A 22,602-nucleotide genomic window follows, 5' to 3' on the forward strand; every position below is an offset into this window, starting at 1 on the left:
CACCCCCTGCATGTCCGACACGCTCGAACACCACACCCCCATGATGCAGCAGTACCTGGCCCTCAAGGCCGGGTACCCCGAGACGCTGCTTTTCTACCGCATGGGCGACTTCTACGAGGTCTTCTGGCAAGACGCCGAAAAGGCCGCGCGCCTGCTCGACATCACGCTCACGCAGCGCGGCCAGTCGGGCGGGCAGCCGGTGGTGATGGCGGGGGTGCCGTTCCACGCGCTGGAGAACTACCTGGCGCGCCTGATCAAGATGGGCGAGTCGGTGGCGATTGCCGAGCAGGTGGGCGAGGTGGGCGCCAGCAAGGGGCCGGTGGAGCGCAAGGTGGTGCGCGTGGTCACGCCCGGCACGCTGACCGACACCGAGCTGCTGTCCGACAAATCCGAATCGCTGCTGATGGCCGTACACCAGGCGCCCCGCGCGCGGTGCGGCCTGGCCTGGCTGAGCGTGACGCAGGGCCGCGTGTTCCTGGCCGAATGCGCGCTGGACGAACTGGGCGCCTGGCTGGCGCGCGTGGCGCCCAGCGAGCTGATCTACAGCGCGGGCGTGACCGAACGCTTTGAGCAACAACTGCAGGTGCTGCGCCAAGGCGGCGCCTTCACCTGCCCGATGAGCCTGCGGCCCGACTGGCAGTTTGACAGCGCACTGGGCGAGCGCAAGCTGCTCGAAAACCTGGGCGCCGCCAGCCTGCAGGCCTGGGGTGCGCAAGACCTGGGCGAGGCCCACGCCGCCGCCGCCGGGCTGCTGACCTATGCCGAACACACGCAGGGCCGCGCACTGACCCACGTGCACAGTGTGCAGGTGCAGCGCAATGACGACCTCATCGACCTGCCCGCCACCACGCGCCGCAACCTGGAGCTGGTGAAGACCCTGCGCGGCGACGATGCGCCCACGCTGTTCTCGCTGCTGGACACCTGCATGACGGGCATGGGCAGCCGCCTGCTCAAGACCTGGCTGCTGGAACCCCGCCGCGACCGTGCCGAGGCACGCCAGCGCCTGTCGGCCACCACGGCCTTGCGGGGTGCGGGCGGCGCAGGCGGCGGCGCGGGCCCCTGGTCCACGCTGCGTGGCGAACTCAAGGGCGTGAGCGATGTGGAGCGCATCACCGCCCGCATTGCGCTGCGCCAGGTGCGCCCGCGCGAGCTGGTCGCGCTGGGCAAGACGCTACAAAAAGCAGAGCTGCTTGCGCTCAATGGACGGGCACCAGAGCCCTTTTTGATGCAAATCTTCAGCCATCTGCAGCCACCCGAGGGTTGCATGGCATTGCTGCAGGCCGCGATTGCCGAAGAGCCAGCTGCCCTGGTGCGCGACGGCGGCGTGATCGCCAACGGCTTCGACACCGAGCTGGACGAGCTACGCGCCATCCAGACCAATTGCGACGCCTTCTTGCTCGACCTGGAAGTCCGCGAGAAAGCCCGCACCGGCATCCCCAACCTGCGCGTGCAGTTCAACAAGGTGCATGGCTTCTACATCGAGGTGACCAGCAGCCATGTCGAGAAGGTGCCCGACGACTACCGCCGCCGCCAGACGCTGAAAAACGCCGAGCGCTTCATCACGCCCGAACTCAAGGCGTTTGAAGACAAGGCCCTGTCGGCCAGCGAGCGCGCGCTGGCGCGCGAGAAGTGGCTGTACGAACAGATCCTGGACCAGCTGCAGCCCCACATTCCGCAGCTGACCCGTCTGGCACAGGCGCTCGCAACCCTCGATGTGCTGTGCACGCTGGCTGAGCGCTCGCTCACCCTGAACTGGTGTGCGCCCCAGTTCGTACCCGAACCCTGCATTGAGATCGAGGGCGGCCGCCACCCGGTGGTGGAGGCGCGCCTGGCCGAGACATCGAGCGGCAGTTTCATCGCCAACCACACGCGCCTGAACGCCAACACGCGCATGCAGGTCATCACTGGCCCCAACATGGGCGGTAAATCGACCTACATGCGGCAGGTGGCGCTGATCGTGCTGCTGGCCAGCATGGGCAGCCATGTGCCCGCGGCTAGTTGCCGCCTGGGGCCCATCGACGCCATCCACACCCGCATCGGCGCGGCGGACGACCTGGCCAACGCGCAGTCCACCTTCATGCTGGAGATGACCGAGGCCGCGCAAATATTGCACGCTGCCACGCCCCACAGCCTGGTGTTGATGGACGAGATCGGCCGGGGCACCAGCACGTTCGACGGCCTGGCGCTGGCCAGCGGCATTGCCACCCACCTGCACGACAGGACCCGCGCCTTCACGCTGTTCGCCACGCACTACTTCGAGCTGACCGAGCTGCCCGCCAAGGCACGCCACGCCGTCAACATGCATGTGAGTGCCACCGAAAGCGGCGCGGATATCGTGTTCCTGCACGAGATTCAGCCCGGCCCGGCCAGCCGCAGCTACGGGATTCAGGTGGCCAAGCTGGCGGGCATGCCATCGCCCGTGCTGCACCACGCCCGCCATGCGCTCGCGGCGCTGGAAGAGCGCGCTGGCGAGGATGAGTTGCAGGTGGACCTGTTCGCCGCCCCCGAGGTGCCCGAGAGCGTGGTCGCCAGCCCGGTGGAAGCCGCGCTGGCCGGCATCAACCCCGACGCGATGAGCCCCCGCGAAGCGCTGGACGCGCTGTATCAGCTCAAGAAGATGCTGGGCTGACCCAAGGACGCCCCGCCGGGACAGCCTCGGGGGGCATACAAGCAGTTGGTTTCACAAATCCTGCACCACGCCCGCGAACTGCCCCAGCATAAAAGTGATGAACGACGGCACACACTGCACGTGCCCGGCCACGGGTTGTGCGCGGCATTCAGTCAAGTTCACCAGATCTCCAGCGCCCCTTTGCTGCATGGCACGCAGGGTGCTGACCGAACTCGCATAGGGCACGGTGCGGTCATCGCGGCCGTGGTAGAGGCGCACAGGCACGGTGGGTTTCCAGTCGTGGACGCTGCTCATGTCGGCAACATAACCGGTGTCGTCCGCCAGGTACCGATCAATGAAGCGGGTGTCGTAAACCACGTCAGCATCACCAGGAATCAGCGCACGCAGCAGCAGGCGCCTTACCTCGCGCTGCACACTCCCTCCCAGGTAGCGCAGAAAGCCCGGATTAATCAGCGCGCCCAGCACGGGCTGCTCTTGTCGAACCAAGTCCACCAAACCATCCATGGTGGTCTGTACGTTGTAAGGCCCCGCGCCTGGCACCACCATGCGAAGCTGCTGCAGGTGGGGCGAACCGCTCTCCTGCATGGCGCGGTGCGCGGCCATCGTTACGTAGCCCCCCTCCGAATATCCGGTCAGAAAAAGCTGTCCGTTGTCAGCCACATTGGCATTGCCGCGCCAGGTGCGAGCAGCGGTCAAAAAATCCAGCGTAGCAGCGGCGGACGGCGCCGACAGCAGGTACGGATGCTGCGTGCCTTTGGAACTTCCAAACCCCACATAGTCAGGGGCCAGCACGATGTAGCCGAGCGACGCCAGCACCACGGCCACCTCGGACGCCACTGCGTTGTTGCTGGGGGCTTCGGCGTCGCGAAAAATGGTGCCGTGCTGGTAGCTCAGCAGCGGGCTTTTCGCGCCCACCGGCTTCTGTGGCACGCTGACCATGCCGGACGCGCGTACCTCCCGGCCATCGGCATCGGTAGTCAAATAGTCCAACCGGTACGAAGTGACGGCATAGCGCGGTACCACGTCTTGTGCCAGAGACTCTTTGGCGGCCAGCGCTGCACTGATGTCAGTCACGGGAACTGTACTCAGCAATGCTGCCGACTCAAGTCGCCCGGCGCGTTCGGTCACAGGGGGAGACACGGGAGGATTAGGGCCACCTCCGATGTTGTCGCTGCCACCACCACAGCCCACCAGTGCAGCCACTAGGGCGAAGGTCGGAGCACAACGCACTCCACAGGAAATCAAGGTGTTCAACACGGTATGCCCTCTGGGAAGGAAGTAGAGCGCCGGATCATAGGCGTGACGTGTATCTGCTACCCATGCAGGAGGAGCTCCCACCGCCGTGCGACGCATTGACCACGGCAGCCAAGTAGAGAGGCTACAAGCGCCTCGTTCTGGTGTTTCTGAAGCCTCTGCGTTGCCGGGCTGCTTTGGCCCGTGCGCTGACTAACACTATTTTTGCAGCAACGGCAGACATGGCCGCCTGGCGGGGCGCAAGGCCTCGGATTCGCGGGCGACTAAACTCGCGGGTTCTCTCCTTCCAACGAACCCCATTGTTCCATGACGTACTGCGTCGCCATCAAACTCAACGCCGGGCTGGTTTTCCTGTCCGATTCCCGCACCAATGCCGGCCTGGACCAGATCAGCTCGTTCCGCAAGATGATGGTCTATGAGAAGACGGGCGACCGCTTCATGGTGCTGCTGTCGGCGGGCAACCTGTCCATCTCGCAGTCGGTGCGCGAGATCCTGCAGACCGAGCAGATCAAGGACAGCGAATCGGGTGAGGCCATCACGATCTGGAACGCCAAGAGCATGTTTGACGCCGCCCGTGTGCTGGGCGCTGCCGTGCGCCACGTGCACGAGCGCGACGGCGCCGCCCTCAAGCGCTCAGGCGTGGACTTCAACGTGTCCCTGGTGTTTGGCGGCCAGATCAAGGGCGAGGGCATGCGCCTGTTCCAGGTCTACTCGGCGGGCAACTTCATCGAGGCCACATCAGAGACCCCTTACTTCCAGGTGGGCGAATCCAAATACGGCAAGCCCGTGCTCGACCGCGTGCTCACGCCGGAAACCCCGCTGGACGAGGCCGCCAAGTGCGCTCTGGTGTCGATGGACAGCACGCTCAAGTCCAACCTCTCGGTGGGCCTGCCCCTGGACTTGGTGGTGTACGAGGCCGACCGCTTTGCCACCGACAAGGTGATCTGCATCGACGAGAACAACCCCTACTTCCGCATGCTGCACGACAGCTGGGGCCAGAAGCTGCGCCAGGTGTTCGACAGCATCGAAGACCCGGCCTGGAGCGGCGGCGCGACCGAAGTGCCGATCATGGTCACCCCCTCGCGCAGCAAGCCGCTCAAGAAGATCACCAACCACACCGACCGGCTGATCTGACGCTCTGCTGCGGGCCTGCGCGCCCGCTGCATCCCGGCCGCACGCGTCTTTGCTGGTCGGCCCTGCTGCCCTGCCACCACCTCCATGCTGCCCATCGTTTTCTCGCACGCCAACAGTTTTCCGGCCAGCACCTACCGCGTGCTGTTCCAGCACCTCAAGACCCGGGGGTTTGAAGTCAGCGCGGTCGAGCGCTATGGCCACGACCCCAAGTACCCAGTAACCAGCAACTGGCCCCACCTGGTGCAGCAACTGGCCGACTTTGCCGGCCCCGAGGTGCAGCGCCTCGGCCAGCGGGTGTTCCTGGTCGGCCATTCGCTGGGCGGGTTCCTCAGCGTGATGGCGGCAGCGCGCCACCCCGAGCTGGTGCGCGGCGTGCTGCTGATCGACTCACCGCTCATTGGCGGCTGGAAGGCCAACGTGGTGGGCGTGGCCAAGCGGACCCAGGTGGTGGGCTCGATATCGCCAGGCCGCGTCAGCCGCCAGCGCCGCTTCAGCTGGGCCAGCAATGAAGAAGCGCTGGAGCACTTCCGAAAGAAAAAGGCGTTTTCCCGCTGGCACCCCGAGGTGTTGCACGATTACATCACCCATGGCCTGCAGGACCAGGACGGCAAACGCGTGCTGGGCTTCGACCGCGCGGTGGAAACGGCTATCTACAACACGCTGCCCCACAACCTGGGCCGGCTGCTGAGCAAACACCCGCTGCAGTGCCCGGCCGCCTTCATCGGCGGGCGCGACTCGGACGAGATGAAGCAGGTCGGGATGGCCATGACGCTGCGTGTGACCGAGGGCCGCACCATGATGCTGGACGGCAGCCACCTGTTCCCCATGGAGCAGCCCGTGGCCACGGCGGCCGCCATCGAGGCGGCCCTGCTCAACCTGGCCGCGCTCACCCCCCTGCAGCGCTGAGCCGCTACCGAGGACCTGTTCAAAGAGACCCCGGCCAGGGGCGCCGGGTTCTGCTTACCACCAAATTCAGACGTTGGGGGGCGAATAAGCAGCCGCCAGAGCCCCTGGATCAGGGGAAACAGGGGACACACACCACGCACCAATCCCCTACACTGGTGAAATTGTTACAGCGTGATACACCCAACATGTCTGCACCGCCCTCGACGGCCGGGCGCTTACCCGCGCTCAGCTTTGCGCTTCTTGCCGCTTTTGTCATCGCCACAGCCGTTCGCACCCACAACGACACCACCATCGCCATCGTCATCGCCTCGGTGCTGATGTTTGCCTGCTGCTGGGCCAGCGCCGCGCACCTGCTGGGCACCCGCGCAGCGCTGCAGTTTGTGTTGATTGCGGTCACGCTGGGCTGGTTTGCGGAGCAGATGGGCTCCAGCCGGGGCTGGTTTTTCGGGCACTACACCTACACCGACGTGCTGGGCCCCCGCCTGCTGGATGTGCCGCTGGTGATCCCGATGATGTGGTTTGCGCTGACGTACGCGGGCTATGTGATCAGCAACCTGATTGTCTGGCAATCTGCGGTGGACGGCGCACCCGGCCTGGGCAATGCCGCCATGCTGTCATTTCTGGCGGCCATGATCGTGACTGCGTTCGACTTGGGCGCAGACCCCTACTTTGTGTACACCCTCAAGGCGTGGATCATGGCCAAGACCGATGGCGCCTGGTTTGGAGAAACCGTGCAGGGCTTTTTCGGCTGGGTGTTTGTGGCTTTTGTGATCGTCTTCGGCTTTCGCATGTCGGTGCGCCAGCGCCCGCTGCAGCCCGCCAGCCCCTTCCTGCGGCGCCACGCAATGGTGCCGCTAGCCATCTATGCAGCGGGCATGGTGTTCCAGATGATTCTGGGCAACCCGGTGGAGATCCGGACCATCGCCGCTTTCGCAATGGGAATTCCGCTGCTGTGCGCGCTGGCGGGCTTCCAACGCTGGCGCGCTCCGGGTAAGGTCGCGCCATGACCGGAACCCACCCCAGCCCCCACCTGCCAGCTGCTGACCTGGCCCCCATGCAGCACCACGCCGATCCGCTGGCCGACGAGACCATTGCCAAAGTCCTGGGGCCGTGGCCCCCCGGCGACGTGGCCGCCGACGCCCCGCAGTGGGCACACATCAATACGGTCAACCTGCTGTTCAGCCAATGGGCCGACAACGCCACCTTGACCCATTGGCAAGCAACAGAAGGCCCGGTGCAGGTGGGAGAAGGTGACAAAGCCGCCAAAGGCTATGTGACTGCCGAGATGGCCGAGGCGCTGAACCACTACGTGCAGTCGGCGCAGGTGCTCCCCCCCTGGGCTGACGCCCGCAAGATCGAGCGCGCTGAAAAACTGTTCATGGACCACGGGGCGCTGTCATGCATCCTGCTGTTCTGCGCCAGCCTGCCCGAGTGTTATGTGGTGCCGGACCTGTCGAGCGTGCTGCACACCACCGGCCAGCTGGAGCAGAACACCGAATACCGCATCCGCTCCACCGCCGCAATGATCTTCCCGGTGATGCTGCATGGCGGCCTCAGCCAACGTGGCGCCGGCGTGGCGCAGGTGCTCAAGGTGCGGCTGATCCACGCGACGGTGCGCAATCTCATCCTGCACGGCAGCCCCGAACACGCCATGGCGCAATGGCAGGCGGGTGGAGACGGCCTGGTCGTGCCTGGCGTCGCCCCCGCAGGCGGGGGACGGTCCATGATGTACCAGACGCTCTATGCACGCGGCTGGAACCTCGCCGCCAAAGGCCTCCCTTGCAACCAGGAAGAGCTGGCCTACACGCTGCTGACCTTCGGCTACGTGTTCCTGCGCAGCCTGCGCCGGCTGGGTCTCCGACTACCCGCCCACGACGAGGAGGCCTACCTGCATGCCTGGAACGTGGTGGGCCACGTGCTGGGCATTGACCGCTCCCTGATGGTGGAGACCATGGCCCAGGGCGATGCGCTGATGGCGCTCATGCAGGCGCGCGGCCGCGCCGAGCCGGTCACACCCGACCCGCGCCCGGCGCTGGGCCAGGCACTGATGCAGACCATGGCCAACGCGCTGCCCCGGCGCATCGTCAAACCCTTCCCGCAACTCATGACCCGCTACCTGTGCGGGCGCGAGACTGCCGAGGACCTGGGGCTGAACCAGCCTGTGCCCTGGCTGTCGGCCCTGCTGTTCTGGGGTGTGCTCCTGCTGGCACGTTTGATCGATACCGTGGTCGGCATGCTGATGCCGCGTTTTTCGATCGTGCGCATGCTGACCCGGGCCCTGGGTTACCACTTCATGAGTCGGGTGCTGATGAGCCAGACGCGCCCATTGCAGTTGCCCACGGAACTGCTCAACCAGGTGGACACCGTGGTGCACAGCTGGAGCGACGACCCCAACGCCCCCGGATGGCTCAACCGCATCGAGGACCGGCTGACCACCTCCGGCAGCTGGAGTCACGGCCTCGCCAGCAAGGCCCAGTCAACACAAGCAGGTGCAGCAGGCCAGGCACCTCAAGCCACCACGCCATAGCCCCATCGCCCATGCCTCCCGCGCTGCGCAACCTCCCGATACTGACCCGCCTGTGGCGTGCGGGTTGCGGCGTGGCGAGCGTGGTGCTGTGCCTGCTGGTGCTCACCGCATTGCCCGGCCAAGTGCAGGCAGGCGAGCCTTTGGTGCTCACACACGACAGGCCGGAGGTGGACGCCTGGGAAGCCATCACACTCCAGGCCGACCCCACCTACCAGCTCTCGGTCGAGGACATGTTGAACCGCCTGGGCGAATTCAAACCGCCGGTGCGCCCTGGCAACTCGCTGGGCGTGCACAAGGCGGCCATGTGGCTGCACATTCCCATCGTTGCGCGCGAGGCGCAGAGCACGTCCTGGGTTGTCAGCCTCGGCTACAGCTCGCTGAGGGCCGACCTGTATCTGGCCCAGGGAGGCAAGGTGCTGCAGCAGGCCCGCGCACGCCAATCCGATCCAGCGCAACTGGCAGGCCGAACGCCCGCCATGGCCTTCGACCTGCAGCCCGGACAACAGTACGACCTGCTGGTACGCGTGCAGGCCACGGGCCCGCTGATTCTGCCCATCACGGTCAGCGAAATGCCCATTCACCTGCGCCACGCCTTGGGTGAGCAGATCCTTCAAGGGCTCCTCAACGGACTGGCTTTTTGCCTGCTTGCGTACAGCCTGATTCAGTGGGTCACGCAGCGTGACCGCATGTTCGGCTTCTATGCACTGGTCGTGCTGGGCAGTGCGGGCTTCTCGCTGCAGTTCTTTGGTATTGGCCCGCAGTATCTGTGGCCCAACAACCCTTGGATGGACCGGTACTCCGGCCCAGCAGCCGGGCTGATGGCGCTGACCGGGTCGTTCCTCTTTCTCGGCCACACACTGGCTGGAGACAACCCCAACAGCCGGTATGCGCGCACCATGCGCGTGGGTGCAGGCATCACGGCAGCGGTCTGCATTGCCTTGGTGCTGGGCTGGTTGACTGTGCCGTTTGCGATTGCGTTCATGAGTCTTGCGGGCGCACTGCCCTCGTTCATCAGCCTTCCAGCAGCTCTGGCGCGCGTGCGGCAGAAAGACCCCATTGGCGCCACCTTGCTGGTGGCCTGGATCGCCTTTGGCATCGCTGCCGGTATGATGGTGTGCCTGGTGCAGGGCTGGGTATCTGCCAACTTCTGGACACTGCACTCGTTCCAGATCGGCGCCACCCTGGACATGCTGCTTTTCTTCCGCGTGCTGGGCCTGCGCGCCCGGGCGGCCCAGATTCAGGCCCAGGAGGCCATGCGCGAGCGCGATCTGATGCAGTCGCTGGCCAACACCGATCCGCTCACCGGTCTGAGCAACCGGCGCGGCCTCCAGCACGCGTTGCACGCCGCGCTGGCCCACTGCTCACCCCAGCGGCTGGTTGCGGTCTACCTGATGGACCTGGATGGGTTCAAGCCGATCAACGACGCGCACGGCCATGATGTGGGGGACGACCTGCTGGTGGCAGTGGGCCACCGCCTCCAGGCCAATGTGCGTCACCAGACAGACCTGGTCGCGCGGCTGGGCGGGGACGAGTTCATCATCATGGCCCGCGACTTGGCTACGCCCGAGCAGGCCGAGGACCTGGGCCGTTCGCTGCTGCGGGCCTTTGAGCATCCGCTCACGCTGAGCCATTTGCGCATCCAGGTGGGTCTGACCATCGGGTACGCGCTCGCGCCGCTGGACAGCGACGATCCGCAGGGCCTTCTTCGGTATGCAGATGCAGCGATGTACGCAGGCAAGCAACGCGGCAAGCACTCGGTGCAGCGCATCCCTGCCACGGCAGCACTGGCATGACGACGATGCATCGCAACGCCCTGCCCCCTGGTCGGCCCACACTCCCACGTCCTCTGCTGTGGCTGCTGGTACTGGCAATCTGGCACGTGCTAGCCCTGCCCGCCACCGCGCGGGCCACAGCCCCCAGCCCGCTCGTGCTGCCCGCCGATGCGCGCCCGGTCAACGTCTGGTCAGTAGCCACCCTGCTGGCCGACCCTTCACAGCAATGGGGCGTGCAGGACGCGCTGGCACGTCTGCCCGAGTTCGCAGAGCCTCCCAGCCGGGGCGGCAGCCTGGGTGTGCGCAAGGAGGCCATCTGGCTGAGGGTGCCGCTGATGTCGCGCGTGGCGTCGGGCAATGAATGGATCGTGAACATCGACTTTGCGGTGCTCAATGAAGTCGACATCTACCTCACCAAGCAAGGCCAGCTGATTCAGCACGCGGCGCTGGGCAACTTGCGGCCTTACTCCGAGCGCCCGCTGCGCGGCCGCACCCCGGCGATGACGCTGGACCTTGCGGCGGACACGCCCTATGAGCTGCTAATCCGCGTACAGACTTCAGGCGCAATGATCTTGCCCATCACCCTGAGCAAGGCGCCCTATCTGGTACACCGGTCTCTGCGCGAGCAGATGTTCCAGGGCGTACTGGCCGGGCTGGCCCTGTGCCTGGTGGTCTACAGCTTTACCCAATGGGCCAGCCAGCGCGAAAAGCTGTTTCTCTACTACTGCATGCTGGTGATGGGCAGCGCCGGGTTCTCGCTGCAGTTCTTCGGTGTGGGGACCCAATTCCTGTGGAGCGACCAGCTCTGGATCGAGGTCCACGCCGCGGGGGCGGCAGGGCTGCTGGCCATTGCGGGCTCGTTCCTCTTCATGGGCCATGCGCTCATGGGCCACATGCCCCACAGCCGGTTCCTGCGGGTGATGCAGGTGGGCGCAGTGCTAAGCCTCCTGCTGCTAGCGGCCTTCCTCGTGGATCTGATCAACACCCGGACCACCACCGCCATCATCAGCGTGCTGGGCCCCCTGCCCTCGCTCATCAGCCTGCCTATTGCCGTAGCACGTGCACGCCGGGGGGACTCCGTCAGCACCACGTTGCTCGCAGCCTGGGTCGCGTACTTCACGGCAGCCGTGACCATGGTGTGTCTGGTGCAAGGCCTGCTGCCGGTCAACTTCTGGACGCTGCACTCCTTCCAGCTCGGGGCGGCTGCCGACATGCTGCTGTTCCTGCGGGTGCTGGGCCAGCGCTCTGCCGCCTTGCGCCACGCGGCGGCCGAGGCGCTGCGCGAGCGCGACACCATGCGATCACTCGCCTACACCGACTCGCTGACAGGACTGTGCAACCGGCGCGGTATGCAGATGGCGCTGCAGTCGGCGCTGGCACAGGCCAAATCCCAACGCATGGTGGCCCTCTACCTGATGGACCTGGATGGGTTCAAACCGGTCAACGACACGTATGGCCACGATGTAGGCGATGACCTGCTGGTGGCCGTGGGCCACCGGCTGCAGGCCAATGTACGGCAGCACACCGACCTGGTAGCGCGCCTGGGCGGCGACGAATTCATCGTCATGGCACGAGAGCTGGCAACGCCTGAGCAAGCCCATGAATTGGGGCGTGCCTTGCTGCATGCGTTTGAACAGCCATTCCGGCTGGGCCACCTGTCCATTCAGGTGGGTCTCACCATCGGCTACGCACTCGCACCGCTGGACAGCGACGATGCACAGCATCTGGTCCGACTGGCGGATGCAGCCATGTATGCAGGCAAGGAGAACGGCAAGCACTGCATACGCCGCAATCCTGGCGAACTGGCGCTGAGCTCATGACCTGCACGCGTTTGGTTGGCTTCAACATGTACTGCCCGGCTCTTGCGAGCTGGTGGCGCACGGCGTGCCTGCTCGTGGCGCTTTGCCTGCTGCAGGGATCATTCCCAACCCATGCGCGGGCTACCGCCCTTGAACTGCGGGATGACCTGCTCTCCATCGAGGCCTGGCCTGCAGTCACCGTGCTGCCAGACCCCTCCGGCACCTTGCTCGTGAATGATGTCCTTGCGGAATTGGCCCGCTTTCAAACCCCACCCGGCACCAGCGGCACCCTGGGCGTGCGGGCGGAACCGGTGTGGGTGCGCATCCCGGTCACCGTGCCCGTAGCCTCCAACGGCCTGTGGGTGCTGGACATCGACTACCCCGTGCTGCAACGCATCGAGGTGTACCTGGCTGCAGACGGCCATGTGACCCAGCAGGCCACGCTGGGCAGTCTGCAGCCCTATACCCAGCGCCCGCTGCGCAGCCGCACGCACGCCCTGCCATTGACCATGCTGCCAGGGCACGCCTACGACCTGCTGCTGCGTGTGGAAACCCGGGGTGCCATGGTGCTCCCTATCACTCTGAACAAACCCACCACCTGGCACAGCAAGGCACTGAACGAGCAAATGCTGCAAGGCATCCTTACCGGGCTGGCGCTGTGCCTGCTGATCTACAGCCTGGCGCAGTGGCTCAATCTGCGCGACATACTGTTCATCCAGTACGCACTGCTCATCACGGGCAGCCTGTTGTTTTCTCTGCACCTGTTTGGCCTGGGCACCCAATACCTGTGGCGCGATATGCCCTGGGTGGAGCTGCATGCCGCCAGCCTGGCCGCGCTCACGGCCACGTGCGGCTCCTTCCTTTTCATCAGCCAGGCCCTGGCCGGTGACCGGCCCCGCAGCCGGCTGCTTCGCAGCATGCGGGGCGGCGCTGTGCTGTGCGTGGTGCTGGCGGCCCTCTATGCCCTCGACCTGCTCAGCACCCGCGCAGTGACTGGCATCGTCAGCATCCTGGGGCTGGTGCCTGCGCTCATGGGCATCCCGGGGGCTGTGCGCCGCGCACGGCTGGGAGACCCGGTCGGCTCTACCCTGCTGCTCGCCTGGCTGGTGTACTTTCTGGCGACTGCCACGGTCATCGGCGTGATCCAGGGATGGGTACCTGTGAATTTCTGGACGCTGCACTCCTTCCAGTTTGGCGCCACGCTGGACATGCTGCTGTTCATGCGTGTGCTGGGCCTGCGCACCAAAGCCCTGCGCCTAGAGGCACTGGACGCCAACCGCGAGCGCGACGTGATGCGATCGCTGGCCCACACCGATCCGCTCACCGGCCTGCCCAACCGGCGCGGGCTCAACATTGCGCTGGCATCCGCCCTCTCGCGCTGCAGTGCCGAAAAAATGCTTGCGGTGTACGTGATGGACCTGGACGGGTTCAAACCCGTCAACGACCAGCATGGCCACGACGTGGGCGACGAGCTGCTTGTGGCCGTGACCCGGCGCCTGCAGGGCCATGTGCGCCAGAGCGACCTGGTGGCGCGCCTGGGCGGGGACGAGTTCGTGGTGATGGCCGGACAGTTGCAGAGCATGCAACAGGCACAGGAGCTGGGGCACAAGCTGCTGGACGCGTTCCGTTCGCCGTTTTCGCTGAACAACGTGCAGGTGGAGATCGGTTTGACCATTGGGTACGCCATCGCACCGCACGACAGCACCGACGCCATCGGCCTGCTCAAGCTGGCCGACGCCGCCATGTACAGCGGCAAACAGGGCGGCAAGTTCTGCCTGCGGCGCAACACGGGCGATCTCGCACTGTCCTCTACCTGACGGCCCAGCCCCGCAGGCACGGATGCAGGCAGACAACATGCGGCTGCCATTTCCCTCTGGTCAAAGCGATCCGGCTCCGGTACACCCGGGGCTTCGCAACTTCCTGAAGGATCGCTCGCCATGGCCCATCGCAAAAGTTCGGCCCGCCTCGCCAAAGACGCACGCGTTGCACACTTTTTATCTTTGGCGGCAAAACAGCCGGCATTGAGCGCTGCGCAGGCCAGCGCACCCGTACTCACCTGGGAGGCGGTGGCTGCGCTGGAGGCACGGATCGTCGGGCGCATCGTGCTGCCCTCCAGCCCCGACTACAACGCAGCGCGGCAGGAGTCGAATCCGGCCTTCCAGTCGTACCCGGAGATCATCGTCTTTTGCGCCTGCGAAAACGATGTGCTGGAGTGCTTGGCCGTGGCCCGCACCTACGGCGTGTGGGTGGCCGTGCGTTGTGGTGGCCACAGCACGGCGGGCTACTCGGTCAACAGCGGCATGGTGGTGGACCTGAGCGACCTGCAGGGCGTGGTGCTGGACCCTGCGCGCGAACGCGTGCACGTGCTGCCCGGCACCGACTTCGATCACTTCAACGGCGCCATGAACCACTCGGGCTGGCATGTGCCCACGGGCGCCTGTGGCAGTGTGTGCGTGGGGGGCTTTGTGCAAGGCGGCGGTTACGGCTACACCTCGCGCGCGTTCGGCATCCAGAGCGATCTGGTGGACTCCTTCCGTGTGGCGCTGGCCAACGGCACCATCGTCACCGCCAGCGCGCAGGAGCACCCCGACCTCTACTGGGCCCTGCGCGGCGGCACGGGCGGCAACTTTGGCGTGGTGCTGCAGGTGACCTACCGCATGCAGCGGCTGGACCAGGTGTGGGCCTGGGCCATCAGCTGGGACGCCGTGCACGCGGCCCAGGTACTCACGCTGATGCAGGCTGGCTACATGAAGACCGGTGCGCCCGACGCCTTGGGCTACATGATGAACCTCGGCTTCCAGAACGGTGTGCCCGTGTACATGGTGCAAGGCATGTTCTGCGGCAGCCGCGAGGAAGGGCTGGCAGCCATTGCACCGCTGATGGCCATTCCCAGCGCGCAGCTGCTGGTGGACAAGACCGGCACCTACCCCGACATGAACGTGTGGCTGGAAGACCACCCCTACACCCTGCCCGACAACCTGCCGGACGGGATCGCCGAAACCAAGGCCAGCGGATACATCAATACCCGGCTCTCGCCCGCCGACTGGCAACGCATCATCGACTACTTCAAGACGTCGCCCAACCCCTGGTCACTGGCTTACCTAGAGCCCTACGGCGGCGCCATCAACCGCTACCCGGTGGGCGACAGCGCCTTTGTGCATCGCAATGTGGACGCTGACCTGGTGGTGGATGTGTTCTGGCGCAACCCGGCCGAACGCGCCCAGATGGAAGCCTGGCTCGACGGCTTCATGCAGCTGGTGCGGCCGTTCCTGAACGGCCACGTGTACCAGAACTATCCGGATGCGCGGCTGACCGACTTTGCCTCGGCCTACTGGGGCCCCGCCTACCCGCAGCTTCAGCAGGTCAAGGTGGCCTACGACCCTGGCAACTTCTTCCACTTCCAGCAAAGCATTCGGCTGCCGTAACGCGCCAATGCGGTGATGCGGTGAGGTGATGCACCTGCCCCGAGGGGGCACGCTAAGAGGCCCGTTAGATCAGGCCGTCTGCGCGTAATGCAGGCGACCCTTGCCTGCCCGCTTGGCTGAGTACATGGCCTGGTCGGCGCGGTTCATCAGCGCGTCGATGTCTCCCTCCAGCGGGGGGTACACCGCCACACCAATGCTGGCGCCAATGCGCAGCTCGCGTCCGTCCACCGTCATGCCCTGCTGCAGGGCGTCGATGATGCGGTGGCCGATGGTATCGGTGACCTCACGCGTCACCTCGCGGTCCAGCATAACCAGAAACTCGTCGCCCCCGAGCCGCGCCATGGTGTCGCCCGCACGCACCGTGCTGGCAATGCGCTGGGCCACGATGCGCAGCACCTCATCGCCCGCGCGGTGGCCTTCGGCGTCGTTCACGTGCTTGAACCCGTCGAGGTCAATGAACAACAGCGCCACCGACCCGTCGGTGTGCCGCGCATGCAGCAGCGACTGCTCCAGCCGCCCCTGGAAAGCAGCGCGGTTGAGCAACCCGGTCAGCGAGTCGTGGTTGGCCAGGTAGTGCTGCTGCCGGGCGATCTGGATCTTGGCGGACACATCCTGCACCAGCGCCATGATCGAGGTCACCTGGCCGTCTGCGTCGGTCAAGGCGGAGTTGAACCACTCGCAGTGCACCTCAGTGCCATCGCTGCGCACAAAACAGGTCTCGGCCCGGTTCTGCGACTCCTGGCCGGACTGCAGCCGCTGCAATGCCTGCTGCAGGCTGTCGTCCATCGATGCGGGGGCCAGCAGGTCCGTCAGCAGCCGCCCCTCCAGCCCCGCCACATGCAGCCAGCCCAGCAGTTGCACCGCGCGCTGCGAGCAATGCAGCAGCTGCAGCTGGTGGTCCATCTCCACCACGGCCAGGGGGCTGTTCTCCATGTGGGACGACAGGCGCTGGTTGGCAGCGCGCAGCGCATTCATGGTGACCTGCAGCTCGTGCACGTCCAGCGCCGTGGTGATGAAACCGTCGATCATGCCTTGCGGGTTGTGCCAGGGCGTCAGGCAGATGGTGCGCCACTCGTCAAAGCCGTAGGGCGTGCGCAGCATGCGCTGGTACTGCACCCGCTCGCCGCTGAGCACCCGGTTCACAAACGGCATGAAACGGGCGCAATCCTGCTCGCCATAGACCTCCACCAGCGTCTTGCCGACCAGTTCCTCCGGCACGGTGCCGAACCAGCGCGCGTATTCGTCGTTCACATAGATCATCGACAGGCTGCGGTCGATCACAGCCATGGTGGCGCCCGCGCTGCGGGTAATCACATCCAGCAGGTCTGCCTTGGACCACACCTTCTGGCGGGCGGTCTCCGGGTGCGTGGACAACTCAGGCGCTTCTGGCGTCATGCGGCAATACCCCAATGGGGGAGAGGATCAGCGAAGAGGCGGCCTCGCATACCCTGAGAGATACCCTGAGAGGGTGATGGAACAGGGTGCGACCGCCTGGGCGTAACTGTCTGTGAGCGGCAGCTTAGCACTTTCGCCAGCCGCTCCCTCTCCCAGCCAACCCTTGCCGCCGGGGACGGCCTAGCGGCAGCAGCGGTAAGCCAGCCCCACCGAAACCGAGTAACCCACCGGCTGCACGGTCAGCGGACTGCGGCGCGCATCGCCCTGCAGCTGGGACACCCGGGCCGCGCCCAGCACCACCCAGTGCCGGTTGAGCGCCGTCATCACCTCCACCCCGGCATCGACGCTGTACAGCCCACCACGTGGCTCGAACGCGGGCAAGGGGCTGTTGCTGCCCGCAGGCACCCCAAAATGGCCTCGCAGGTAGGTGCGGTCCCCAAAGCTCGCGCCCGCCCCAAAGCTGACCTTGGTCTGCTCCGTCACGGGCCAGGTGTAGCCAATGCTGGTGGACCACTGCGCGCCGCCGTCGCGGCCCAGGATGTCTTGCGAGACCCCGGCGCCCACGGCCCAGCGGTCGGTGATGGCATAACCTGCACTGATCCGGGCCCGCAGGGTGGACCGCACCGACGGCAGCCCCACCAGAATGGGTGCATCCGAGCCATCGCGGCCCTTGTCGATGCGCAAGGCTGCGCTCAGGCTGAAGCGGTCGCTCTGCGCCAGCGTGGCGCTGGCGCCGGACTCGCGGGGCCCCAGGCCATGGCCCATGAAGGCGCTGCCACGCGAGGTGCTCAGGCGAAACCGGCCGTACTCGATGGCCCAGGCGGGACGCAGGCTGTTCTTGCGGCCGTCGCCACCCGCATAGTCGGGGCTGCTGCCCACGATGGCGCCAATCGCGTAGTTGAATTTGGGCGCAACGACCTGCTGACTCTCTGCCTTGTCGGACACAGCGGTGTCCGTGCCGGGAGTCTCCGGCAAGCCCTGGGCGCCCACCCAGGGGCTGACACACAAGCCCGCGAGCGCTATCGCCCGCAAGGAAATCAAGGAAGCGGAGAGCCGACCGGTAGTGAAACGCATGGCCCGATTATCAGTCGGCCCACTGCACCCAGCCCGTCCACGCGGTCACCAGAACAATGACACCGAACACGATGCGGTAATAGGCAAACGGCACAAAACTGTGGCTGCTGATATAGCGCAACAACCAGCGCACACACAGCCAGGCGCTGAGAAAGGAGAACACCAGCCCCGTGGCGAACAGTGGAATATCGGCCGCCGACAGCAGCGCGCGCTCCTTGTACAGGCTGTACACCCCGGCCCCGATCAGGGTAGGAATGGCCAGAAAGAACGAAAAATCGGTGGCCGCCTGGCGCGACAGGCCCAGCAGCATGCCCCCGATGATGGTGGCCCCGCTGCGGCTGGTGCCCGGAATCATCGCCAGGCACTGCACCAGACCGACCTTGATGGCATCCAGCGGCGTCATCGCGTCCACGCTATGGATGCGGGTGGCCGAGGGCGGTCGCCGTTCGGCCCACAGGATGATGAAGCCGCCAATGATGAAAGTGCTGGCCACCACCACGGGCGTGAACAGGTGCGCCTTGATGGCCTTGCCAAACAGCAGCCCCAGCACCACGGCGGGCACGAACGCGATGAACACGTTGAGCGCAAACCGCTGCGCCTGGCGCTCGGTGGGCAAGGCCACCAGCGTGGAGCGGATCTTGGCCCAGTACACCAGGATCACCGCAAAAATGGCGCCCGTCTGGATGGCAATGTCGAACACCTTGGCCTTGGCATCGTCAAACCCCAGCAGCGACCCGGCCAGGATCAGGTGCCCGGTGGAAGAGATGGGCAAAAACTCCGTCAACCCCTCGACCACCCCCATGATGGCGGCCTTGACCAGCAATACAACGTCCACGCGCACTCCTTGCAAATAGGTGCGGGATTATCCGCCGGGCGTGCTGGCGCAGCGGGCGGCGGGGCCCTTCTGTCACCTGTGCGGGCCGCTTTCAGCGCAAAAACGGCCCGCAACTCACGCCACGCCCGTGCATTTCACGGCCCGAAGGCTGCATTTCGTCGCAAGGCACTGGCTGCCTCTGGGGGCTCCCGGCACAGTCCACCCCATCGAACCCGCCAGGAGCCCCCACCATGCAAATCACGCCCGTCATCGCCATCCACATGGCCGCCGCACTGGCGGCCGTTGCCATCGGCCCCATTGCCCTCTGGGCCCGCCAAGGCGCCACGCAGCGCCCCCGCATTCACCGCGCGGCGGGCTACGCCTGGGTGACCCTGATGGTCGCCACTGCCGTGTCGGCTCTCTTCATTTCCGGCGGCGGTGGGCCCCGCCTGGGCAGCTTTGGGCTCATCCACCTGCTGATCCCGGTGACGCTGGGGATGCTGGTCATGGCCTTTGTCTATCTGGCCCGCCGCAACGTCGTGGGCCACCGCAAGATGATGCAGCGCACCTACATCGGCGCCTGCGTGGTCGCCGGGGTGTTCACGTTGCTGCCAGGGCGTTTTCTGGGCCACACGGTCTGGTCCGCACTCGGACTGATCTGACCCCCCTCCCCTCCCTTCATTGTTTACAGGACGATCACCATGCTGCTCAACCTCCTTGTCCAACAACCCCAGATGCTGGGTCGCATCATCGAAAACACGCCCTACTGGGTCTGGGCCCTGCTGGCCGGGCTGCTCTGGCTGGGCGGCAGCCAGCTGCTGGCCCGCAACGTGAGCCTAGTGCGGGCCATGGTCATGCCAGTGGCGATGACCGGTCTGTCGGTGTACGGCATCGCCTCGGCCTTTGGCGCCGCAGGCCAGGCCCTGCTGCCGGTGGGCGCCTGGCTGGCCGCCGCCGTGCTGATTGCCGGCGTGGCGCTCTGGCTGCAACCTGCAGCGCCCCAGGGCACGCTGTACGAAAGCAAGTCACGTTGCTTCTACATTCCAGGCAGCGCCATGCCGCTGGCCCTGATCCTGGGCATCTTCCTCACCAAATATCTCGTGGGGGTGGAACTGGCACTGCAACCCGCGCTGGCCCGTGACAGCGGCTTTGCGCTGCAGATCGCCGCGCTGTATGGCGTGTTCAATGGCTTGTTTGCGGCCCGCGCGCTGCGGCTGTGGAAGCTGGTGCAACGCAGCGCCCCCCTGGCCACGTCACCCGCCACCGCCTGAGCCCCCATAACTATCCTTCTGCACAGGAGCATCCCATGCGCAACCACACACTCACGACCGACCCCATCGAACGCCTGGCCCGCCGCCGTGCCGGGGCCAAAATGGGCTGGTACATCCATGCCAGCGTGTATCTGCTCGTCAACCTGCTGCTGGTTGCCCTGTCGGTGGGCAGTGGGCGGCACTGGGCGGTGTTCCCTGCGCTGGGCTGGGGCATTGGCCTGGCCATTCACGGCGTGGTGGTGTTCTTTCTGGCAGGCGGCAGCGACCTGCACGAGCGCATGGTGCAGGCCGAACGCGATCGCCTGGCTGCTGCGCAAAACCCCCGCTGATCGGCCGGTGATGACTCCTAACTACAAAAACACGGCCATGACAAAAACCTGGATGGCCTGGTGCCTGGCCTTGCTGGCCGCAGCCGTCATCACGTCCAACCCAGCCCACGCAGGCGTGGGCCTCGCAGAGTTGCCCGGGCAGCAAGGCGACGGCCCCGTTACGGTGTTCTACCCCGCACAAGAGGCCGACCAGCCCGTGCAGCGCGGCCCCTTTGCGCTGCAGCTGGCCTGGCAGGGCACTCCCGTGCCTGGCAACGGCCGGCTGGTGGTGGTGTCGCACGGCTCGGGCGGCAACCCCTGGGTACACACCGATCTGGCCCGTGCGCTGGTGCAGGCCGGGTTTGTGGTGGCCTTGCCCGAGCATGCGGGCGACAACTACAAAGACCACTCCACCCCGGGCCCGGAGAGCTGGAAGCGCCGCCCCGCCGAAGTCTCCCGCGCCGTGGACGCCGTGGCGCAGGATGCGCGCCTGGCACCGCTGCTGGCGCTGGACAAGGTGGGCGTTTTCGGCGGTTCGGCCGGGGGCCACACCGCCCTGGTGTTTGCCGGGGGGCAATGGTCGCCCGCCCGCTTCAAGCAGCACTGCGAGGCCCATCTGGCGGAGGATTTTTCGTCCTGCGTCGGCTTCACCACCCGCCTGCACGGCAACTGGCTGGACGGCATCAAGAAGGCCGTGGCCATCACCATCATCCGCCACCGGTTTGGCGACGAGACGCTGTATGCACACACCGACCCGCGCGTGGCGGCCACGGTGGCCGTGGTGCCGTTTGCAGCCGACTTCGACATGGGCAGTCTGGCCACCCCCCGCATCGCGCTAGGGCTCATCACCGCAGGCAAGGACGTGAACCAGATCCCACACTTTCACAGCAGCGCCGTGCTGGCCGCGTGCCAGGACCGCTGCACCCACATTGCCGACCTGCAGGACGGCAGCCACGGCATCATGCTGTCGCCCATGCCGCCGCTAGACCGCATGAACGACCTGACCCGTGAGCTGCTGGGCGACCCGCCCGGCTTTGACCGCAGCGTGCTGCCGCAGGTGGATGCACGGATCGTTGCCTTTTTTATGCAGCACCAGCAACCGCAGCCAACACAGCATGCGCCGCAACTGGTGCCTGCAGCACCTTGAACCATGCCTTCGGGCAGGCATTCGCAAGCAGCTCATCTCCACCACTTCACCCAGACTGCCCGGCACAATGGTTCAGCCCGCTACCCTGCGACGTCGCCGCATCACACCCATGTTCCTGACCATCTTCCTGACCCTGCTCGTCGGCACTGCTGCTCTGGCCGCCGCCATTGCATGGGGCGGCCCACCGCACGTTTCACCGCTGGCCAGCATCAACGACCCTTTCAAGGGCGTGGACTCCCGCGACGTACCTCCCGCACAGCACTACACGGCGCGCGATGGCACTTCGCTGGCCTGGCACAGCTACCGCCCCGCCGGGACAGTGCTCGATGCCCCTCAGCGCCGGGTGGTGCTGGTGCATGGGTCGTCCGCGCGCGGGCAGTCGAACCATACGCTGGCGCAGGCTCTGGCCGCAGAAGGCTATGCCGTGGCCTCCCTGGACATGCGGGGGCACGGAGCCTCCGGCACCCGGGGCCAGGCCGCCTATATCGGGCAGATGGAAGACGACGTCGAGGACTTTTTGCGCGCTGTGCCCCACGCCGGTCCGCAAACGCTGATGGGCTTCTCCGCTGGCGGCGGGTTTGCGCTGCGTTTCGCGGGCAGCGCGCGACAGGGCCTGTTTGACCGCTATGTACTGCTAGCGCCCTTCCTGCACCACAACGCCCCCACATCACGACCGGACAGCGGCCGCTGGGCTTCGGTGGGACTGCCCCGCATCATTGCACTCACCCTGCTCAACCAGTTCGGCATCACCCGCTGGAACCACATGCCCGTGCTGCGCTTCGCGCTGAACGATGTGGCCCGTGAGATGCTCACGCCCCTCTACTCCTATACCGTGGCCACCAACTTCCGCCCTCACGACGACTACCAGGCCGACATCCGCAATGCCCGGGGCGCGGTCTGCATCGTGGCCGGGCAGGACGACGAGCTTTTCTATGCCGACCGCTTTGCCGACCTGTTTGCCAAGGCAGGCAAGCCCGTGCCTGTCACCCTGGTGCCGGGGGTGAACCACATCGGGCTGACGCTGGATGCGCAGGCCGTGGCCACCGTGGCCCGGCTGGCCTGCCCGGCATGACAAGCATGTCAGCCCACTAGCGCACCGCCCCTAGAATCTTGACGCTATCCGCCCTTCTCCCGCACCAACCACCAC

Annotated in this window: 18 protein-coding genes; 14 read left to right on the top strand and 4 right to left on the bottom strand. The window is 66.0% G+C overall.

Features of this window, described 5'->3' with window-relative positions:
• Positions 1 to 10: 10 nt before the first annotated feature.
• Entirely contained in the window at positions 11 to 2,629 is a 2,619-nt protein-coding gene (gene mutS, locus DNK89_RS09705; protein WP_110959929.1) for a DNA mismatch repair protein MutS, read from the top strand.
• Positions 2,630 to 2,680: 51 nt separating this feature from the next.
• Here mutS and DNK89_RS09710 read toward each other — a convergent pair whose 3' ends face one another.
• Positions 2,681 to 3,703, bottom strand: a complete 1,023-nt coding sequence (locus DNK89_RS09710) for a S9 family peptidase (RefSeq protein WP_238990758.1) — start codon at positions 3,701 to 3,703, stop codon at positions 2,681 to 2,683.
• 486 nt (positions 3,704 to 4,189) lie between these two features.
• On the opposite strand from DNK89_RS09710, the gene DNK89_RS09715 reads away from it, so the two are divergent.
• The 8 genes from DNK89_RS09715 (at position 4,190) to DNK89_RS09750 (ending at position 15,446) form a co-directional block, all read left to right on the top strand.
• Positions 4,190 to 5,017, top strand: coding sequence for a proteasome-type protease (locus DNK89_RS09715; protein WP_015015191.1), 828 nt, complete (start codon positions 4,190 to 4,192; stop codon positions 5,015 to 5,017).
• A gap of 84 nt (positions 5,018 to 5,101) precedes the next feature.
• A complete protein-coding gene (locus tag DNK89_RS09720) occupies positions 5,102 to 5,923 on the top strand; it encodes an alpha/beta fold hydrolase (protein ID WP_110959931.1) in 822 nt (273 codons plus the stop codon).
• A gap of 185 nt (positions 5,924 to 6,108) precedes the next feature.
• Positions 6,109 to 6,930 carry a carotenoid biosynthesis protein gene (locus DNK89_RS09725; RefSeq protein ID WP_110959932.1) on the top strand — a complete coding sequence of 274 codons (822 nt, stop codon included), beginning with the start codon at positions 6,109 to 6,111 and terminating at the stop codon, positions 6,928 to 6,930.
• Positions 6,927 to 8,450: an oxygenase MpaB family protein gene (locus tag DNK89_RS09730; protein WP_110959933.1), complete on the top strand. Its 1,524-nt coding sequence runs from the start codon at positions 6,927 to 6,929 to the stop codon at positions 8,448 to 8,450. Before DNK89_RS09725 ends, DNK89_RS09730 begins: the two co-directional genes overlap by 4 nt.
• An 11-nt stretch (positions 8,451 to 8,461) precedes the next feature.
• The gene (locus DNK89_RS09735; RefSeq protein WP_110959934.1) at positions 8,462 to 10,243 is read left to right on the top strand and encodes a diguanylate cyclase; all 1,782 of its coding nucleotides are present in this window, start codon (positions 8,462 to 8,464) and stop codon (positions 10,241 to 10,243) included.
• A 5-nt stretch (positions 10,244 to 10,248) separates the two neighbouring features.
• Positions 10,249 to 12,042, top strand: coding sequence for a diguanylate cyclase (locus DNK89_RS24960; RefSeq protein WP_110959935.1), 1,794 nt, complete (start codon positions 10,249 to 10,251; stop codon positions 12,040 to 12,042).
• On the top strand, positions 12,039 to 13,838 hold the full coding sequence (locus DNK89_RS09745) for a diguanylate cyclase (RefSeq protein ID WP_110959936.1): 1,800 nt from the start codon (positions 12,039 to 12,041) through the stop codon (positions 13,836 to 13,838). The genes DNK89_RS24960 and DNK89_RS09745 overlap by 4 nt, the downstream gene beginning before the upstream one ends.
• A gap of 120 nt (positions 13,839 to 13,958) precedes the next feature.
• A complete protein-coding gene (locus DNK89_RS09750) occupies positions 13,959 to 15,446 on the top strand; it encodes an FAD-binding oxidoreductase (protein ID WP_110959937.1) in 1,488 nt (495 codons plus the stop codon).
• A 69-nt stretch (positions 15,447 to 15,515) separates the two neighbouring features.
• Here the strand turns inward: DNK89_RS09750 and DNK89_RS09755 are convergent, their stop codons facing one another.
• The 3 genes from DNK89_RS09755 to DNK89_RS09765 all read right to left on the bottom strand — a co-directional run bounded on the left by DNK89_RS09755 (position 15,516) and on the right by DNK89_RS09765 (position 18,750).
• Positions 15,516 to 16,841, bottom strand: coding sequence for a diguanylate cyclase domain-containing protein (locus DNK89_RS09755; RefSeq protein ID WP_110959938.1), 1,326 nt, complete (start codon positions 16,839 to 16,841; stop codon positions 15,516 to 15,518).
• Positions 16,842 to 17,021: 180 nt separating this feature from the next.
• Positions 17,022 to 17,915 (bottom strand): MipA/OmpV family protein, encoded by an 894-nt coding sequence (locus DNK89_RS09760; protein WP_110959939.1) that lies wholly within the window; start codon positions 17,913 to 17,915, stop codon positions 17,022 to 17,024.
• A 10-nt stretch (positions 17,916 to 17,925) separates the two neighbouring features.
• Positions 17,926 to 18,750 (bottom strand): undecaprenyl-diphosphate phosphatase, encoded by an 825-nt coding sequence (locus DNK89_RS09765; RefSeq protein ID WP_056067100.1) that lies wholly within the window; start codon positions 18,748 to 18,750, stop codon positions 17,926 to 17,928.
• A 230-nt stretch (positions 18,751 to 18,980) separates the two neighbouring features.
• On the opposite strand from DNK89_RS09765, the gene DNK89_RS09770 reads away from it, so the two are divergent.
• The 5 genes from DNK89_RS09770 to DNK89_RS09790 all read left to right on the top strand — a co-directional run bounded on the left by DNK89_RS09770 (position 18,981) and on the right by DNK89_RS09790 (position 22,527).
• Positions 18,981 to 19,391 (top strand): DUF2306 domain-containing protein, encoded by a 411-nt coding sequence (locus tag DNK89_RS09770; RefSeq protein WP_015015202.1) that lies wholly within the window; start codon positions 18,981 to 18,983, stop codon positions 19,389 to 19,391.
• 39 nt (positions 19,392 to 19,430) lie between these two features.
• A complete protein-coding gene (locus DNK89_RS09775) occupies positions 19,431 to 20,000 on the top strand; it encodes a DUF6622 family protein (protein WP_060985379.1) in 570 nt (189 codons plus the stop codon).
• A gap of 35 nt (positions 20,001 to 20,035) precedes the next feature.
• Positions 20,036 to 20,329, top strand: coding sequence for a 2TM domain-containing protein (locus tag DNK89_RS09780; RefSeq protein WP_110959940.1), 294 nt, complete (start codon positions 20,036 to 20,038; stop codon positions 20,327 to 20,329).
• A 37-nt stretch (positions 20,330 to 20,366) separates the two neighbouring features.
• Positions 20,367 to 21,455 carry an alpha/beta hydrolase family protein gene (locus DNK89_RS09785; RefSeq protein ID WP_370220894.1) on the top strand — a complete coding sequence of 363 codons (1,089 nt, stop codon included), beginning with the start codon at positions 20,367 to 20,369 and terminating at the stop codon, positions 21,453 to 21,455.
• A 109-nt stretch (positions 21,456 to 21,564) separates the two neighbouring features.
• Positions 21,565 to 22,527 (top strand): alpha/beta hydrolase, encoded by a 963-nt coding sequence (locus DNK89_RS09790; RefSeq protein ID WP_238990759.1) that lies wholly within the window; start codon positions 21,565 to 21,567, stop codon positions 22,525 to 22,527.
• Positions 22,528 to 22,602: the final 75 nt, after the last annotated feature.

It is taken from the genome of Acidovorax sp. ST3, from assembly GCF_003231145.1.
Lineage (GTDB): Bacteria > Pseudomonadota > Gammaproteobacteria > Burkholderiales > Burkholderiaceae_C > Acidovorax.

Coding starts and splice junctions, on each gene's coding strand:
- mutS (WP_110959929.1), top strand. CDS start 11: ATGTCCGACACGCTCGAACACCACACCCCCATGATGCAGCAGTACCTG.
- DNK89_RS09715 (WP_015015191.1), top strand. CDS start 4,190: ATGACGTACTGCGTCGCCATCAAACTCAACGCCGGGCTGGTTTTCCTG.
- DNK89_RS09720 (WP_110959931.1), top strand. CDS start 5,102: ATGCTGCCCATCGTTTTCTCGCACGCCAACAGTTTTCCGGCCAGCACC.
- DNK89_RS09725 (WP_110959932.1), top strand. CDS start 6,109: ATGTCTGCACCGCCCTCGACGGCCGGGCGCTTACCCGCGCTCAGCTTT.
- DNK89_RS09730 (WP_110959933.1), top strand. CDS start 6,927: ATGACCGGAACCCACCCCAGCCCCCACCTGCCAGCTGCTGACCTGGCC.
- DNK89_RS09735 (WP_110959934.1), top strand. CDS start 8,462: ATGCCTCCCGCGCTGCGCAACCTCCCGATACTGACCCGCCTGTGGCGT.
- DNK89_RS24960 (WP_110959935.1), top strand. CDS start 10,249: ATGCATCGCAACGCCCTGCCCCCTGGTCGGCCCACACTCCCACGTCCT.
- DNK89_RS09745 (WP_110959936.1), top strand. CDS start 12,039: ATGACCTGCACGCGTTTGGTTGGCTTCAACATGTACTGCCCGGCTCTT.
- DNK89_RS09750 (WP_110959937.1), top strand. CDS start 13,959: ATGGCCCATCGCAAAAGTTCGGCCCGCCTCGCCAAAGACGCACGCGTT.
- DNK89_RS09755 (WP_110959938.1), bottom strand. CDS start 16,841: ATGACGCCAGAAGCGCCTGAGTTGTCCACGCACCCGGAGACCGCCCGC.
- DNK89_RS09760 (WP_110959939.1), bottom strand. CDS start 17,915: ATGCGTTTCACTACCGGTCGGCTCTCCGCTTCCTTGATTTCCTTGCGG.
- DNK89_RS09770 (WP_015015202.1), top strand. CDS start 18,981: ATGCAAATCACGCCCGTCATCGCCATCCACATGGCCGCCGCACTGGCG.
- DNK89_RS09775 (WP_060985379.1), top strand. CDS start 19,431: ATGCTGCTCAACCTCCTTGTCCAACAACCCCAGATGCTGGGTCGCATC.
- DNK89_RS09780 (WP_110959940.1), top strand. CDS start 20,036: ATGCGCAACCACACACTCACGACCGACCCCATCGAACGCCTGGCCCGC.
- DNK89_RS09785 (WP_370220894.1), top strand. CDS start 20,367: ATGACAAAAACCTGGATGGCCTGGTGCCTGGCCTTGCTGGCCGCAGCC.
- DNK89_RS09790 (WP_238990759.1), top strand. CDS start 21,565: ATGTTCCTGACCATCTTCCTGACCCTGCTCGTCGGCACTGCTGCTCTG.